We start from the raw sequence: 16,303 nt of genomic DNA, 5'->3' as shown, positions 1-16,303 counted from the left end.
AGGACCAGGTTTAGTTGCCGATGTCCCCCTGCCACAGGCGCTCATTGGCGGGATTGGAACGCCACGTCTTCATCATGGTGATGGAGCGGTCGTCGGCAAGATCGATCCAGGGGATGCCGAACTTGTCGAGAATGTCCTTGGAGCCCTCGAAGGTGACGGATTCCCCGATCACCACGAGCTTGACCTTGAACAAAGCGAGCGCGCCGGCGCACATCGAGCACGGCGACAGCGTGGTGTACATGACGGTGTCGTGGAACGAGATCGCGCCGGCCGCACGCAGGCAGCTCATCTCGCCGTGCAGGATGACGTTGTTCTCCTGCACGCGGTTGTTGTGGCCGCGGGCGATGATCTTGTTGTCGCGCGTCAGCACGGCGCCGATCGGCAGGCCGCCCTGCGCAATCGAGTCCTGCGCCTCGCGGATCGCCTCTAGCATGAAATCGTAATGATGGGATTCGATCGCCACGGTCAGTGCCCCTTCCCGCGCGGCGTCGTCGTGCCGGTGTCGGTGGGACGCTCGATCTCGGCCTGGAACATGTCGAGGATCCGGTTCAGCGCGTCTTCCTCGGTATATTCGCTCTCGCGCGCATAGGCGCGCGCGGCGTGCCGGGCGAGATCGACCAGCAGCAGCCCCCACATGTCGGGCTCCTCGAAGGCCCGCTGGAACGCCATCGACAGCCCGCCGTCCAGCACGAACACGCGCAGGATCTCGACCGCATCCTCGCGGGTCATGACGTCGGGTGGCAGTGGCTGCTCCTTGGGGCCCGCCATGGTCTACCTGTAGCAGACGGCTTTGGCGGCCTCGACCACTTCCGCCGCCGAGGGCAGCGCGAGCTTCTCCAGGTTGGAGGCATACGGCATCGGCACGTCCTTGCCGGAGACGCGCGTAACCGGCGCGTCGAGATAGTCGAAGGCGTTCTCCATGATGCGCGCGGCGATCTCGGCGCCGACGCCGCTCTGGGCCCAGCCCTCTTCCACGGTGACGGCGCGCCCCGTCTTCTTGACGGAGTTGACGATGGTCTCGGTATCCATCGGGCGCAGCGTGCGCAGGTCGATCACCTCGGCCTCGATGCCCTCCTTGGCGAGCTCGTCGGCGGCCTTGAGCGCATAGGTCATGCCATTCGACCAGGAGATGATGGTGACGTGGGAGCCCGAGCGCACGATGCGCGCCTTGCCGATCGGGATCACGAAATCGTCGAGCTTCGGCACCTCACCGGTGTGGCCGTAGAGCACCTCGTTCTCGAGGAAGATCACCGGATTGGGATCGCGGATCGCGGCCTTGAGCAGGCCCTTGTAATCGGCGGCCGAGAACGGCGCGACGACCTTGAGGCCCGGGATGTTCGAGTACCAGGACGAATAATCCTGGCTGTGCTGCGCGGCGACGCGGGCTGCCGCACCGTTGGGCCCGCGGAACACGATCGAGCAGCCCATCTGGCCGCCGGACATGTAGAGCGTCTTGGCCGCGGAGTTGATGATCTGGTCGATCGCCTGCATGGCGAAGTTGAAGGTCATGAACTCGACGATCGGCTTCAGGCCCGTCATGGCGGCACCGACGCCGACGCCGGCAAAGCCGTGCTCGGTGATCGGGGTGTCGATGACGCGCTTGGCGCCGAATTCCTGGAGCAGGCCTTGCGTGACCTTGTAGGCGCCCTGATATTCGGCGACCTCTTCGCCCATGACGAAGACGTCGGCGTCGCGGCGCATCTCTTCGGCCATGGCGTCGCGCAGCGCTTCGCGGATGGTCTGCGTCACCATCTCGGTGCCGGCGGGCACTTCCGGATCGGGCTCGGCGACGGCCTGCGGCGCGGGTGCAGCCTTGGGAGCTGGCGCCTCGGCCTTTGCGGCGGCGGGCGGCGCGGACTCCGCAGCCTTCGCGGCCGGTGCAGGGGCTTTCGCGAGATCAGCCGCGCTCTCACCATCGGCGAGAATGGTCGCGATCGGCGTGTTCACCGCGACGTCGGCGGTCCCCTCGGGGATCAGGATCTTGCCGAGCGTCCCCTCATCGGTCGCCTCGACCTCCATCGTCGCCTTGTCGGTCTCGATCTCGGCGATGACGTCGCCAGACTTGATCTGCTCGCCCTCTTTCTTGAGCCACTTGGCGAGGTTGCCCTTCTCCATCGTGGGCGACAGCGCGGGCATCAGCACTTGAATTGGCATATCGACTCCAAAAGAAAGCTTGCGCGCGTTCAGCGGTAAACGTCGGTCCAGAGCTCGGCGGCATCCGGCTCGGGATCATGCTGGGCAAAGTCGGCGGACGCATTGACGATGTCGCGCACCTCGGCGTCGATCGCCTTGAGATCGGCCTCGCTGACCTTGGCCGCGAGCAAGCGGTTGCGCACCTGCTCGATCGGGTCCTGGTCGTGGCGAACCTTCTCGACCTCCTCGCGCGTGCGGTATTTTGCAGGGTCGGACATCGAGTGGCCGCGATAGCGGTAGGTCTGCATCTCCAGGATGAAGGGGCCCTTGCCGGCGCGGCACCAGGCCGCCGCCTCGTCGCCCGCAGCCTTCACGGCGCGGACGTCCATGCCGTCGACCTGCTTGCCGGGAATGTTGAAGGACGCACCGCGCTTGGAGAAGTCTTGCTGGGCAGAGGCGCGCGAGACCGAGGTGCCCATGGCGTAACGGTTGTTCTCGATGACGTAGATCACCGGCAGCTTCCACAGCTCGGCCATGTTGAAGCTCTCATAGACCTGGCCCTGGTTGGCCGCACCGTCGCCGAAATAGGTGACGCTGACGCTGTCGTTGCCGCGATAGTGATTGGCGAAGGCGAGGCCCGTGCCGAGCGAGACCTGGGCGCCGACGATGCCGTGACCGCCGTAGAAGTGCTTCTCCTTGCTGAACATGTGCATGGAGCCGCCCTTGCCCTTGGAATAGCCGCCGCGGCGGCCCGTGAGCTCGGCCATGACACCGTTGGCGTCCATGCCGGTGGCGAGCATATGGCCGTGGTCGCGATAGCCGGTGATGACCTGATCGCCCTCTTTCAGGGCCATCTGCATGCCGACCACCACGGCCTCCTGGCCGATATAGAGATGGCAGAAGCCGCCGATCGCACCCATGCCGTAGAGCTGGCCGGCCTTTTCCTCGAACCGCCGGATCAGGAGCATGTCGCGGAGCGCCTTGAGCTCCTGTTCCCTGGTGAATTCCGGGGGCGAACCGCCGTCGGTCTTGTCCTGCGCAGCGCCTGCGGCGGCTTTCTTGGGTGCGGCCATGGGAATTCCGGGTCAGAGAAAACTTCAGCCCTCTCTAACCCAAGTCAAACGCGGTTGGAAAGCACCGCAACGGAATAGCACGATTTTCATTATGCCGCACTGCAACGTGGCCGAAACTTTGCAAAACCTTTGGCGCCGATTGGGCAACATTAGCTCCGCGCCAATGCAGGCCGTGCCAGCAGATGCGGCAAGCATATCGGACACGCGCATCCCACGAGCAGAGACCCTTGGCGCGTGTCCGATTCGTACCGTCGGCCTTACCAGCCGAGCTCGCGCAGATAGGCTGTGCGGGCGGCAACGCCGGTGTGCGTGAAGTCGGTGAAGACCCCATCCACGCCGAGACGGAAAAATTTGAGATATTCGAGACCGGGATCGCCGTGATAATCGGCGGCGAGATATTTCTTCTCGTTCCGGAATGTGAAGACGTGCACGAACAGGCCGAGCTTGTGCGCACCGGCAACGAGGCTGGTCGGCTCCTGCGTCGATGCCTCCGGGGTCGATCCCTTGTAGGGCGTGCCGTCGGCGTTGCTGTCCTTCCACGGCGCGATCTTGAGCGGCACGATATAGGCCTTCCACGGCCCGATGCCGTCGGCATAGGCCTTGATCTCGGCAAGGCCCTCAGGGGTCAGCATCGCATCGTAGAGGCGCGCATCACCCGCAACCGTCCAGTCGAACGGACGTGAGCTCGTGATGTTGTTGAGCAGCACCTTGCCGGTCTTGAAGTCGATGCCGTTGCCGTCGATGAGCTGAACCTGCCGCGTCTGAAGCCCATGGCTGCGCATATATTTCAGGCTGCCGGGCTCGAAGCTCTGGACCAGGATGGGCGCATCCTTGGTGTTGAGGCCATTGTCCTTGATGATCTTGATCAGGGCATCCTCGAGCGGACGGCTGCCGGGCGCACCGCAGCCGTTTGCGATGGCCTGGGCATTGTTCCAGGTCGGGTTCTTGGTCTCGGGATAGACCAGGATGGGACGCCCGGTCGCCTTGCCCTTGGCCTTGGCGATGTCGATGACGTCCTGGAAGCTGATGACCGGGAATTTGCCGTTGAAGACTTTTGGCCGTTCGTTGGCGGCATCGTAGGTCGTGCCGGCGATCCATTCCTTCAGCTCGGCCATGGTGAAGTCGGTGATCGACCAGTCATTGGTGTGGTCCTCGCCGTCCACGATCAGCGACTTCAGCACCGATTTCGGATCGGCGGGATCCGTAAGATCAGTCAGATAATCAGCAGGCGCGGTCGGGGAAGCCGGCGCCTTGACGCGCACGCCGGGCACGGTGCGCTTGCGGGCCGCAACAGTCGCGTTGGTCTTGGCGACCTCGGCCACATTGGTGTTGTCGCTGAGCCAGGGGTTATGGCGCACCACCAGGACGCAGTCCTTGGTCAGGTGCAAATCCTCTTCGAGCGCGTCGGTGCCGAGCGCCGCGGCAAGCTCGTACGATGCCTCGGTCTCTTCGGCCACCAACCCCGGCAGGCCGCGATGGCCGAGGATCAGCGGGGGCTTGCCGTCGAGGGTCGGGACCTGCTTGGCACCAGCCGGAGCCGGGCCGGTCTGTGCGAAGGCCATCGACAGGGGAAGGAGCGCCGCGCCGACCAGCATCGCTCCAATACGCACCGTCCGACGTGAACGATTGTCCTGCATGACAAGCCTCCATCTTTGCGCAGCATCGCGTCAAAACGCCACAAGGGCGAGCCTGTCGTCTTGTCTCAATTCTCTGACAGGCGGATGACGGCGGGTGCGCAATGATAGATGCGCACAGGCGGCGCCGCCATGACGCCGCCTCTGCCTTGCCATCAGGGCTTGCCGATCAGAAGAAGCCGAGCTTCTTCGGGCTATAGCTGACCAGGAGGTTCTTGGTCTGCTGATAGTGATCGAGCATCATCTTGTGGGTCTCGCGGCCGACACCCGACTGCTTGTAGCCGCCGAAGGCCGCATGCGCGGGATAGGCATGGTAGCAATTGGTCCAGACCCGGCCGGCCTGGATCGCCCTTCCGAAGCGGTAGCAGCGGTTGGCATCGCGGCTCCAGACGCCGGCCCCGAGGCCATAGAGCGTGTCGTTGGCGATCGCGAGCGCCTCATCGTCGGTCTTGAAGGTCGTGACCGAGACCACGGGGCCAAAGATCTCCTCCTGGAAGATGCGCATCTTGTTGTTGCCTTCGAACACCGTCGGCTGGACGTAGAAGCCGCCGGCGAGATCGCCCGCGAGCTCGGCGCGTCCGCCGCCGGCCAGCACCTTGGCGCCCTCCTGCTTGCCGATATCGATATAGGAGAGGATCTTTGCGAGCTGCTCGCTGGAGGCCTGTGCGCCGATCATGGTGTCGGCCGCGCGCGGGTCGCCCTGCTTGATCGCGGCGACGCGCTTGAGCGCCCGCTCCATGAAGCGGTCGTAGATGTCGGCATGGACCAGCGCCCGGCTCGGACAGGTGCAAACCTCGCCCTGGTTCAGCGCGAACATGACGAAGCCTTCGATCGCCTTGTCGAAGAAGTCGTCGTCTTCAGCAGTGACGTCGCTGAAGAAGATATTCGGCGACTTGCCGCCGAGCTCCAGCGTGACAGGGATGAGGTTCTGGCTGGCATATTGCATGATCAGCCGGCCCGTCGTGGTCTCGCCGGTGAAGGCGATCTTGGCGATCCGCGGGCTCGACGCCAGCGGCTTGCCGGCCTCGAGGCCAAAACCGTTGACGATGTTGAGGACGCCTGGGGGCAGGAGATCGCCGATGATCTCGGCCCAGACCATGATCGAGGCCGGCGTCTGCTCGGCTGGCTTGAGCACCACGCAATTGCCGGCGGCGAGCGCGGGGGCGAGCTTCCAGCACGCCATCAACAATGGGAAGTTCCAGGGAATGATCTGGCCGACCACGCCGAGCGGCTCATGGAAATGATAGGCGATGGTGTCGTGGTCGATCTCGCCGATCGAGCCTTCCTGCGCGCGGACGACGCCGGCGAAGTAGCGGAAGTGATCGATCGCCAGCGGCAGGTCGGCAGCGCGGGTCTCGCGGATTGGCTTGCCGTTGTCCCAGGTCTCGGCGATCGCGAGGCGCTCGAGATTCTCCTCCATGCGGTCGGCGATCTTGTTCAGGATGGCGGCGCGCTCGGCGACGCTGGTGCGACCCCACGCGGCCTTGGCAGCATGGGCCGCATCGAGCGCGGCCTCGACGTCCTGCGCATCGGAGCGCGCAATCTTGCATACGATCTGGCCGTTCACCGGCGAGGCATTGTCGAAATATTTGCCGGCGATGGGTGCTGTGAACTTGCCGCCGATGAAATTGTCGTAGCGTTCGGCGAAGGGGCTTTGGGTGACGCCGAGGAATTCCACCTTGTTCATTGCTCACTCCCGATGTTGATGTTTGCGCGATCCGCCGTGTATTCACGACTTGCGCCGACGATCTCGCGGGAGGTGGTTTCTGTCAGCCCTGATAGAAGCGATGGCCGGGCGGGAGTGTCGCAGTTCTGCGACAGTCGCGGGGGAGATGGGACGCTCGCGGCCTCCACATCGTCATTGCGAGGACGATGGCCTAATGCCTGATATCGAACCGCTTCAGCTTCCGGTGCAGCGTGGCGCGGCTGACGCCGAGGGCTTTGGCGGCGGCCGAGACATTGCCGCCGGCGCGGAGCAGCGCCCGCTGCAACACCGCGCGCTGGCCGCCGGCAAGGTGATCATGCGCGGCATCGCCACCGAGCAGATCGGCCGCGGGCACCGGCCGCATCGCCCTGCCCGGCGCGATCCCCAGTCCCGCGCGGGCGGTGCGGGTCGCGCCGATCACGAGATCGTCCGCATCGACCGCGACGAGGCCGATCGACTGGCCGTCCGGACCTTGCGTCAGCACGATGCGGGCATGAGCAAACGCCCGGCGAAACAAGTCGGCCTCGATGCGCCTTGCCGCCTCGCCGGCCGCGAGCGCGATCAGGCTGGAGAACGCATCGGTGCGGTCGGCGCGGCAGGAGGAGACGTCGAGCACGCCGGCGAAAGCTGCCTCGTGATCGTAGATCGGAACGGCGGTGCAGCTCAGCAGCGTGTTGCGGGTGAAGAAGTGCTGATCACGGTCGATCGTCAGCGGCCGCTGCTCGACGACGCAGGTGCCGATGCCGTTGGTGCCCTCATGCTCCTCGCTCCAGAGTGCACCGGTCCACAGGCCCCAGGACTGAAACGTGGCATCGTCGGCCGGCGTGCCGCGGCGGTCGACCGGCACGCCCTCGCCGTCGGCGAGCAACACGCAACAACCGGCCGCGCCGACAGCCTGGTAGAGCCGGTCCATGGCGCCTTGCGCGGCGGCAAGCAGCGGCGCGATGCGCTCGCGCGCCTGCCGCAACTCGGCGTCGCTGAGCCGCACCGGCAGATTGCGGCCGGCGGGATCGAGATGATGCAAGCGGGACGAACGGCACCATGAGGCCACCAGCGCGGAACGCGCGGCCTGGCCTGACGCAATGGCGGCCTCGACACGGGCCGCGTGATGCCGGGACATTGGCCCATTCATCACTGTTTCCTCCGGGTGGCAGTCTAGGCTGTGCCGGCACGACCCGGTTGATCTGCGTCAACTCAGGCCGACAGCATAGAAAGCCATGAGCCAGCGCCGGCACTGCCGTCAAGCGGCAGTCCGGTTCCATGCTTGCGACTTTCGGTAGAATTGATCGACGCGTGCCGGATTTCGGCAGCGGCTTTCGATGCGGCTTTCGAATGGAGCGGAAAGCGCTACTTGGCCGGGATCATCCGAACGAGATCATGCGGATTGACGTAGTCGAGCTGGAAGCGCGCCCGCTCGTCCAGCATGTCGGGATCGATCTTGTCGGTGCGCAGCAGCGACACGCGCTGCTCGCTCCTGGCGCGCTCGCGCTTGAGCTGCGCCAGCTCGCTCGTCAGCGCGATGATCTCCTGGTCGAGCTCCTGGCGGGCGTTGAGGCCGTATTTGCCGGTATAGGCGTTGACGCCGAAATAGCCGACGATCGCGACCGCCATCGCATAGAGGGCAAGGCCGGTCAGGATCGATTTCAGGCGCGCGCGGGAGACCATCTCGGGAAGATGGGGCAGCTTGGTTAAGGGAGTGTTAGTGCGCCCTGCCCGTTCGTCGGTCTGCCGACCCCATCGTCATGGCCGGGCTTGTCCCGGCCATCCACGCCTTGGCCCGCGGCGACGAAGAACGTGGATGCCCGGCACAAGGCCGGGCATGACGGAGAGGTTGAGCAAGCTTAAGCGGAGAGCCTCAGCCGTGGTGCTTCGCGACGTGCGCGGCGAAGGCGTCGATATAGGCCTGGAGCACGGGCTTGAGCGAGTCCTTGGTCAGGTTGCCCTCCGCATCGAAGGCATCGCCGACCGCGTTCAGATAGGTCTCCGGCTGCTGCATGATCGGGCCGGCAATGCCCGGCAGGATGTTCTGCAGCGTCTTGGCCGCACTGACGCCGCCGAGCGGGCCCGGCGAGTTCGAGACGATGCCGACCGGCTTGCCGTTGAACGAGCTCTTGCCATAGGGGCGCGAGGCGACGTCGATGGCGTTCTTGAGGACGCCCGGGATCGCGCGGTTGTATTCGGGGGTGACGAAGATGACGCCGTCGGACTTCTGGAGCTTGTCGCGGAAGGCCAGCCAGTCGGCCGGCGGCGCGCCCTCGAGGTCCTGGTTGAAGAACGAGATGCCCCCGAGGGTGACGACCTCGAGTTTGAGCGAGGCAGGCGCGAGTTTTGCCAGCGCATTGGCGATCTTCAGCGAAAAGCTGTCCTTGCGCAGGCTGCCGGCGATGACGACGATGTTGTAGGCCATGGAGTGTCCTTGAGGGCTTGAGCGGGAGTGCCGGGGCGGCACTTAAGCGATCCGGATCGATGGATGCAAGTGCATGAACCGGTCCGATTTGGAAACGCTGCGTTTCGCGAAAGCAGATGGTGACCAAAAACAATCGGGCCGCAAAGTGGCGGCCCGATCTTTCGTGCGAATCTGCAAATCCACTCAGATCGTCGGATTCCACGCCGACGGGATCAGGCGATATTTGGCGCCGTCCTTCTCGACATGGCCGACCGAGGGGAAGGTGAAGTGGAAGCCGACGACAGTGGCCTTCTCCGCCGCGGCCATGTCGTAGAATTTGTGGCGGGTCTCCTGCGCCAGCGCGGGATCGTTGTCGAACGCTACGTGCCAATCCGGATTGCGCAGGAAGAATTCCGGAATGTTGGTGACGTCGGACTGGATCAGGACCTTCTTGTCGCCGGAGGCGACCGCGAACGAGGTGTGACCCGGCGTGTGGCCCGGCGTCGCGATCGAGGTGATGCCCGGCGCGACTTCCTTGCCCCACTCGTATTTCGTGACCTTGGACTCGAGGCCGTCAAAGGTCTTCTTCACGTTGGCGAAGTAGTTCTTCATCATCGGATTGGACTCGGCCTTGGCGGCGTTGTCAGCGCTGGTCCAGAACTCCCAGTCCTTGCCCGGCACCATGATCTCCGCATTCGGGAAGGCGAGCGCGCCGTCGGCGAGGCGAATGCCGTTGGTGTGGTCGGGATGCAGATGCGAGAGCAGCACCACATCGATGCTCTTGGGATCGACGCCGGCGGCCTGGAGGTTCTGCAGCGTGCGGCCGACCGCGCCCTTGCTCGGCTCGAGATTGGCGACGCCGTTGCCGGCGTCGATCAGCACCAGCTTGGGGCCGGTGTTGATGAGCTGCGGGTTGAACGGCACCGTGACCATGCCCTTGGGCATGTAGGCGGCCTCGCCTGCGGCGAGCGCCTCCTCCTTCGACAGGTTGCTGACGAATTTGTCGGGCATCGGGAAGGTGCGCGCACCGTCATTGATCGAGGTGCACTCGATGCTGCCGACCTTGTAGCGATAGAAGCCCGGCGCCTGTGTCCCGGCTGGCGGCACCGAGGCATCGGCGATGGTCGGGCGAAGCCCGGTGGCGGCAGCCGCGCCGATGGCGGCGGCGCCTGCGAGCAGATGACGGCGATTGAGATCAGTCATGGAGAGGTCCCCTTCTGAGCGCCCTGCGGTTTTTCCGCTTTCAATGGCGGCGGAATAATCTCCAGCTTCGCTCAGAAGGCAAGACCTTCTTTCGGTGACGTGCCGCCGCTCGTCACGATTATTTATTCGAAGTGGTGGGGAATTTTTCGCCAGTGGCATGTCTGCGCCAATACCGCTTCGGTGCATGGCCGTAGACGCGTTTGAAGGCATGCCCGAAGGCGCTCTCCGAAGAGTACCCGACCTGCGTCGCGGTTGCCGAACTCGTCGCTCCACGACGCAGCCGATCGCATGCAAGTCGCATGCGCCATCGAAGCAAATAGTCGAGCGGCGCCAGCCCCACCAATGACTTGAACCGCCTCGAAAATGCGGATCGCGACATGGCGGCTGCGCCGGCCAACGCATCCAGGGTCCAGGGGTGGGCGACGTCCGCATGCATCAACCTGATCGCCTTGCCGATCCTCGCATCGACCAATGCGCCGATCCATCCGAAGCCTTCGCTGGCGCTCTGATCCAGCGCCGCACGGAGCACCTGGATGAGCAGGACGTCGGCGAGCCTGTCGGTGAGAACGTCCGCGCCGATTCCCGTTCCCCTGATCTCGAGATCGAGAATCTGCAGCGTGGACTGAATGACGGTTGCCGACGGACTGCGCGACGGTATGAGCAGAAAGCGGGGCAGCGCATCGAGCAGCAATTCGGCGCCTGACGCTTCGATCGCAAAACTGCCCGCAAGAAGAACGGTGTCGCTGCCCCCGCGACGCGCGACGTCGGATTGCGCCCAATCGAACGAAGCTATCCCGTCTTCGGGCGCCACGTCTTCGTCATTGGCCAGGACATAGGCCGGTGCATTCGCCAGCAGAAAACAGTCGCCGGTGGCGAGCCGGTGACTGGCTTCGTCGCCGAAGTCGATCCAGCAATCACCGCGGATGACCGCACCGAACTTCAGGGCGGGCTTGGCCGGGAACCGATACGACCAATTGCCGCCGGCCGCGAACCGCGTGCAGCGCGCGGCGCGAACATCCAGGAGCGAGAAGACTTGAGACAGAGGGTCGTGCGCTGGGTCCAAGGCTCAATCCGATACTCAATCCGATCGCTTGATCCGATCTCGACGATTTTCGAGCGCTTTGAGCATAGATCATCCGCGATCCCGATGCGAAGTTCATCTCGCAACACGCTGGAAGGAACATCCATGACGGGTATCGCAGGCAAGGTCATCGCGATTACGGGCGCGAGCAGCGGTATTGGCGAAGCCGCCGCCAGACTTCTCGCCGAACGGGGCGCCGTCGTGATCCTCGGCGCGAGGCGCGCCGAGAGGCTGGAAACGCTGGCCGCGAGCATTGCGTCAACGGGCGGAGAGGCTTTGTCTCGCGTCACTGACGTTCGACGACGCGACGATGTCGCCGCGCTGGTCGATCTGGCGAGAGACCGGTACGGAAAGCTGGATGTCCTGATCAACAATGCCGGGATCGCGCCGATTTCCCGACTGGATGATCTGAGGGTCGACGACTGGGATGACATGATAGACGTGAACGTGAAGGGCGTGCTCTACGGAATAGCTGCCGCCCTGCCCGTCTTCCGTCGCCAGGGCTTCGGCCATTTCGTCAATACATTGTCGACCTCCGGCATCAAGATCGTTCCAACGATGGCCGTCTATGCGGGATCAAAGAATGCCGTCAGGGCGATCTCCGAAGGGCTTCGTCAGGAGGCCGGCCCGGCCCTTCGGGTGACGAACATCTCCCCCGGTTACGTCGACACCGAACTGCCGTCCTCCATGACGGATTCGGCGTTACGGGAGCAAGGGCAGGCAAGCATGAAGGCGATCGCAATTCCGGCTAGCGCCATCGCGGAAGCGATGGCCTTCGCGATAGCGCAGCCGGATAGCGTGGACGTCGGCGAGATCGTTATCCGCCCCACCGCTCAGGCGTAAGTTCGATCAGGCCCGGACGCCGCTGCACGTCACGATTATTTATTTGGGTTGATGAGGAATTTTTCGCCGGTGGCGCGTTTGGCGTACAGCGCGATGTTGGCGGGATCGAGCACCTCGGTCAGCGACACCACCTTGGTGTAGTGGCTGGCGAAGGTGGTCTTGAGCTCCGACGCCACGCGCTGGCGCAGGCGGCCGATCTCGGCCGGACCGATGTTCTGGAGGAACGGCGTCAACAGCCAGCCGCCAACGCCCCAGCTCAGGCCGAACGACCGGTTCAGCTCGGTCGGACGCGTGTCGAGACTGCCGTAGATGTAGACATGCTTGTACACGTTGGAGCCGTAGCGGCTGTATTCCTTCGCGGTCTTGTTGGCCGCGACCTCCATCGCCGTGAGAATCTGGCTTGCGAGCTTGCCGCCGCCGATGGCGTCGAAGGCGATCGTGGCGCCGGTCTCGACCAGCGCATTGGTGAGATCGTCCATGAAGCTCGGCGCGGAGGAATCGACGACGTGCTTGGCGCCGATCTTGTGCAGGATGTCGGCCTGCTCCTTGCTGCGGACGATGTTGACGAGGCCGATGCCGTCCTTGATGCAGATCTTGTTGAGCATCTGGCCAAGGTTCGAGGCCGCGGCCGTGTGCACCAGCGCCTTGTGGTTCTCGCGCCGCATCGTCTCGGTCATGCCGAGCGCGGTCAGCGGATTGACGAACCAGGACGCGCCGTCTGCGGCCGTGGTGCCCGCCGGCAGCTCCATGACGTCGCGGACCTTGAGCACGCGATATTGCGTGTACATGGCGCCGCCGATCATCGACACCGTCTTGCCCATCAGCGCTTTCGCAGCATCCGACGCACCGGTCGCGATCACCGTGCCGGCGCCCTCATTGCCGACCGGAAGTGACTGGTCGAACCTCGCCGCCATCATCCGCATCGCGCCCTCCGGCATCGTCGCGGTGATGACCGGCATCTCCTTGGTGCCGGACGCCCTGGCGGCCGACATGTCGGCCGCGCCGATCAACAGGCCGAGATCGGACGGATTGATCGGCGTCGCCTCGACGCGGACCACGACCTCGTCGTCCGCCGGCTCCGGAGTCGGGACATTCACGAGGGACAATTCCAGTTCGCCGCTCTTCTTGAGCAGCGAACGCAGTTGCAGTCCGGTCTTGCCGTCGCTCATGTCCGATCCTCCCTGTCCGTGTTTCGCGCTTCGCGCGGTGACGCTGGCTTACGCCAGCGCCTTCAGTGCCGCCTTGCCGCCATAGAGCGCCTGTTTGCCGAGTTGCTGCTCGATGCGCAGGAGCTGGTTGTATTTGGCGGTGCGATCGGAACGTGCAAGGGAGCCGGTCTTGATCTGACCGCAATTGGTGGCGACCGCGAGGTCGGCGATGGTGGAATCCTCGGTCTCGCCGGAGCGGTGCGACATGACGGAGGTATAGCCGTTCTTGTGCGCCATCTCGACAGCGGCGAGCGTCTCGGTCAGCGTGCCGATCTGGTTGACCTTGATCAGGATCGAGTTGGCGCGGCCGGCCTTGATGCCTTCGGCGAGGCGCTTGACGTTGGTGACGAAGAGGTCGTCGCCGACGAGCTGGCACTTCTTGCCGATGAGATCGGTCAGTTCCTTCCACCCGTCCATGTCGTCCTCCGACATGCCGTCCTCGATCGTCACGATCGGATAGCGGCCGACGAGGTCCGCGAGGTACTTGGCCTGCTCGGAGATCGAGCGGGTCTTGCCCTCGCCCTCATAGACGTACTTGCCGTCCTTGAAGAACTCGGTCGAGGCGCAGTCGAGGCCGAGCACGATGTCGGTCCCGGCCTTGTAGCCGGCCTTGCCGATCGCGTTCATGACGAATTCGAGCGCGGCGTCCGCCGACGGCAGGTTCGGGGCGAAGCCGCCCTCGTCGCCGACATTGGTGTTGTGGCCGGCCTTCTTCAGCTCCGACTTCAGCGTGTGGAAGACCTCGGCGCCATAGCGCAGGCCCTCGGCGAAGGAGGACGCGCCGACCGGGAGGATCATGAACTCCTGGAAGTCGATCGGATTGTCGGCATGCACGCCGCCATTGATGATGTTCATCATCGGCACCGGCAGCAGCCGCGCCGCGGTGCCGCCGACGTAGCGATAGAGCGGCATGTCGAGCGAGTTCGCTGCCGCCTTGGCGCAGGCGAGCGAGACGCCGAGGATGGCATTGGCCCCGAGCCGGCTCTTGTTCGGCGTGCCGTCGAGGTCGATCATGATCTGGTCGATCTGGGCCTGCTGCTCGACGTCCAGGCCGCTCAGGGCCTCGAAGATCTCGCCGTTGACGGCGCCCACCGCCTTGGTGACGCCCTTGCCGAGATAGCGGGTCTTGTCGCCATCGCGCAGTTCCACCGCCTCATGGGCGCCGGTCGAGGCACCGGAGGGCACCGCAGCGCGGCCGAGCGCGCCATCTTCCAGCACGACGTCGACCTCAACGGTGGGATTGCCACGGCTATCGAGAATTTCGCGGCCGATAATGTCGATGATGGCGGTCATGATGTGCACTTCCGTTCGTTAGGGCTGATCGGTGCCGCGGGTCTTACACGGGCCGCAAGCAAATGTGAACGCTTGGAGGGCGGGCTTCGACTGACGCGTGAAGTGGCTCGGACTAAGCTTCACCCCGCCTGATCTGCGCGTCCAACCTCAAACTGAGACAGTCGGGGTAACGCCATGAATCGCCGCCGGTTTCTTGCCTCGAGCGCCGCCCTCCTCGCGACCCGCCCATCTTTTGCGCAGGAGGGTCCGTTCCGGACGAAATATTTCCCCATTAGCGCCGGCATTGGCCTGCACGACCTCGCCCCCGCGCCCGACGGCACGGTCTGGTTCACGGCCCAGGGCAAGGGCCTGCTCGGCAGGCTCGATCCCCGGGATGGCAGCTTCAAGACCGTCAGCCTCGGCCAGGGCGCCGCTCCGCACGGCGTCACCATCGGCCCCGACGGCGCGCCCTGGATCACCGAGGGTGGCCAGAACGCGATCGCGCGGGTCGATCCGTCTGATCTCAAGGTCACGCTGTTCCGACTGCCGGAAAAGTTCGCCTACGCCAATCTCAACACCGGCGTGTTCGACAAGACCGGCACCTACTGGTTCACCGGCCAGTCCGGCTACTACGGCCGGCTCAAGCCGACATCGGGCGAGATGGATGTGTTCAAGGCAGCGAAGGGCGTCGGCCCCTACGGCATCGCGGTGACGCCCAAGGGCGACGTCTGGTACGCCTCGCTCGCCGGCAGCTACATCGCCAGGATCGATCTTGCGACCGGCAACGCCAGCGTGGTCGAACCGCCGACGCCGGACCAGGGCTCGCGGCGGGTCTGGTCGGATTCGAAGAACCGGATCTGGGTCAGCGAGTGGAATAGCGGGCACGTGTCGGTGCACGATCCCGCCGACGGCTCATGGAAAACGTGGAAGCTGCCGGGCGAACGCCCCCGCACCTATGCGGTTTATGTCGATAACAAGGACAAGGTCTGGCTCACCGATTTCTCCGCCAACGCGATCGTCCGCTTCGATCCCGCCACCGAGGCGTTCAACGTGTTCGCCAGCAACAAGGCCAATGCCAATGTCCGCCAACTCGACGGCCGCCCCGGCGAACTCTGGGGCTGCGAGTCCGGCAACTACCGGATCGTCATGATCCAGACGATCGCTGCCGGTTGACGGCAGCGGCATTTGCGTCCATCCCGGCACCCTCTGGAGCGCGATCTTATCGCGTTCCCGTTTTTCGTTGAGCATGATCTTTCGGAAGACCGGATCATGCTCGAACAGGATGTGACGATGGCGAAAAAATCCCTCCAGCTCGGCCGCGCGGTCGAATGGCCCCACACGCCGGAAGAAGCCCAGCTCGACCGCGTGCCCAATCCGCAAATGGGCACCGACTATCTGGTGCGCTTCACCGTGCCGGAATTCACTTCGCTCTGCCCGGTCACGGGGCAGCCGGATTTCGCGCATCTGATGATCGACTACGCGCCGGGCCAGTGGCTGCTGGAGTCGAAATCGCTCAAGCTCTACATCGCGAGCTTCCGCAATCACGGCGCCTTTCACGAGGACTGCACCGTGATGATCGGCAAGCGTATCGCGAGCGAGATCAAGCCGAAATGGCTGCGCATCGGCGGCTATTGGTATCCGCGCGGCGGCATCCCGATCGACGTGTTCTGGCAGACCGGCCGCGTGCCGAAAGGCCTGTGGGTGCCCGAGCAGGGCGTCGCGCCGTATCGCGGGCGGGGCTAGCGCGAGCTCAACCGCTGAGGGG

At 64.5% G+C, this 16,303-nt stretch carries 16 protein-coding genes; 3 read left to right on the top strand and 13 right to left on the bottom strand.

Annotated features, from left to right (window positions below; all coding sequences use genetic code 11):
* Positions 1–10: 10 nt before the first annotated feature.
* The 11 genes from BRAGE_RS0114000 to BRAGE_RS48555 all read right to left on the bottom strand — a co-directional run bounded on the left by BRAGE_RS0114000 (position 11) and on the right by BRAGE_RS48555 (position 11,197).
* The gene (locus BRAGE_RS0114000; protein WP_027559361.1) at positions 11–463 is read right to left on the bottom strand and encodes a nucleoside deaminase; all 453 of its coding nucleotides are present in this window, start codon (positions 461–463) and stop codon (positions 11–13) included.
* Between the two features lie 2 nt (positions 464–465).
* Positions 466–768, bottom strand: a complete 303-nt coding sequence (locus BRAGE_RS0113995) for a DUF5076 domain-containing protein (protein ID WP_027559362.1) — start codon at positions 766–768, stop codon at positions 466–468.
* A gap of 3 nt (positions 769–771) precedes the next feature.
* Positions 772–2,154: a pyruvate dehydrogenase complex E1 component subunit beta gene (locus BRAGE_RS0113990; protein ID WP_027559363.1), complete on the bottom strand. Its 1,383-nt coding sequence runs from the start codon at positions 2,152–2,154 to the stop codon at positions 772–774.
* Positions 2,155–2,183: 29 nt separating this feature from the next.
* Positions 2,184–3,206: a pyruvate dehydrogenase (acetyl-transferring) E1 component subunit alpha gene (gene pdhA, locus BRAGE_RS0113985; protein WP_027559364.1), complete on the bottom strand. Its 1,023-nt coding sequence runs from the start codon at positions 3,204–3,206 to the stop codon at positions 2,184–2,186.
* 257 nt (positions 3,207–3,463) lie between these two features.
* Positions 3,464–4,843 (bottom strand): glycerophosphodiester phosphodiesterase family protein, encoded by a 1,380-nt coding sequence (locus BRAGE_RS0113980; protein WP_028146276.1) that lies wholly within the window; start codon positions 4,841–4,843, stop codon positions 3,464–3,466.
* A 166-nt stretch (positions 4,844–5,009) separates the two neighbouring features.
* Positions 5,010–6,527 (bottom strand): aldehyde dehydrogenase, encoded by a 1,518-nt coding sequence (gene adh, locus BRAGE_RS0113975; protein WP_027559366.1) that lies wholly within the window; start codon positions 6,525–6,527, stop codon positions 5,010–5,012.
* 190 nt (positions 6,528–6,717) lie between these two features.
* Positions 6,718–7,677, bottom strand: a complete 960-nt coding sequence (locus BRAGE_RS0113970; protein ID WP_027559367.1) for a helix-turn-helix domain-containing protein — start codon at positions 7,675–7,677, stop codon at positions 6,718–6,720.
* A gap of 215 nt (positions 7,678–7,892) precedes the next feature.
* The gene (locus BRAGE_RS0113965; protein ID WP_027559368.1) at positions 7,893–8,210 is read right to left on the bottom strand and encodes an FtsB family cell division protein; all 318 of its coding nucleotides are present in this window, start codon (positions 8,208–8,210) and stop codon (positions 7,893–7,895) included.
* Positions 8,211–8,400: 190 nt separating this feature from the next.
* On the bottom strand, positions 8,401–8,952 hold the full coding sequence (locus BRAGE_RS0113960; protein ID WP_027559369.1) for an NADPH-dependent FMN reductase: 552 nt from the start codon (positions 8,950–8,952) through the stop codon (positions 8,401–8,403).
* A gap of 183 nt (positions 8,953–9,135) precedes the next feature.
* A complete protein-coding gene (locus BRAGE_RS0113955; RefSeq protein WP_027559370.1) occupies positions 9,136–10,134 on the bottom strand; it encodes an MBL fold metallo-hydrolase in 999 nt (332 codons plus the stop codon).
* Between the two features lie 118 nt (positions 10,135–10,252).
* Positions 10,253–11,197 carry an AraC family transcriptional regulator gene (locus BRAGE_RS48555; protein ID WP_035729687.1) on the bottom strand — a complete coding sequence of 315 codons (945 nt, stop codon included), beginning with the start codon at positions 11,195–11,197 and terminating at the stop codon, positions 10,253–10,255.
* A 123-nt stretch (positions 11,198–11,320) separates the two neighbouring features.
* Here BRAGE_RS48555 and BRAGE_RS0113945 point away from each other — a divergent pair, with 123 nt between their 5' ends.
* Positions 11,321–12,058 (top strand): SDR family oxidoreductase, encoded by a 738-nt coding sequence (locus BRAGE_RS0113945; protein ID WP_027559371.1) that lies wholly within the window; start codon positions 11,321–11,323, stop codon positions 12,056–12,058.
* Positions 12,059–12,093: 35 nt separating this feature from the next.
* On the opposite strand, the gene BRAGE_RS0113940 is transcribed toward BRAGE_RS0113945, so the two are convergent.
* Positions 12,094–13,227, bottom strand: coding sequence for a zinc-binding dehydrogenase (locus BRAGE_RS0113940; RefSeq protein WP_027559372.1), 1,134 nt, complete (start codon positions 13,225–13,227; stop codon positions 12,094–12,096).
* 48 nt (positions 13,228–13,275) lie between these two features.
* Entirely contained in the window at positions 13,276–14,559 is a 1,284-nt protein-coding gene (eno, locus tag BRAGE_RS0113935) for a phosphopyruvate hydratase (protein WP_027559373.1), read from the bottom strand.
* Between the two features lie 174 nt (positions 14,560–14,733).
* On the opposite strand from eno, the gene BRAGE_RS0113930 reads away from it, so the two are divergent.
* Both BRAGE_RS0113930 and queF read left to right on the top strand, forming a co-directional pair.
* The gene (locus BRAGE_RS0113930; protein WP_027559374.1) at positions 14,734–15,711 is read left to right on the top strand and encodes a Vgb family protein; all 978 of its coding nucleotides are present in this window, start codon (positions 14,734–14,736) and stop codon (positions 15,709–15,711) included.
* A 96-nt stretch (positions 15,712–15,807) separates the two neighbouring features.
* Positions 15,808–16,281 carry a preQ(1) synthase gene (gene queF / locus BRAGE_RS0113925; protein WP_108914397.1) on the top strand — a complete coding sequence of 158 codons (474 nt, stop codon included), beginning with the start codon at positions 15,808–15,810 and terminating at the stop codon, positions 16,279–16,281.
* Positions 16,282–16,303: the final 22 nt, after the last annotated feature.

Source organism: Bradyrhizobium genosp. SA-4 str. CB756 (assembly GCF_000473125.1).
Classification (GTDB): domain Bacteria; phylum Pseudomonadota; class Alphaproteobacteria; order Rhizobiales; family Xanthobacteraceae; genus Bradyrhizobium; species Bradyrhizobium arachidis.
The sequence above is the reverse complement of the archived record's forward strand: the minus strand, read 5'-3'. Positions and strand labels throughout refer to the sequence as shown.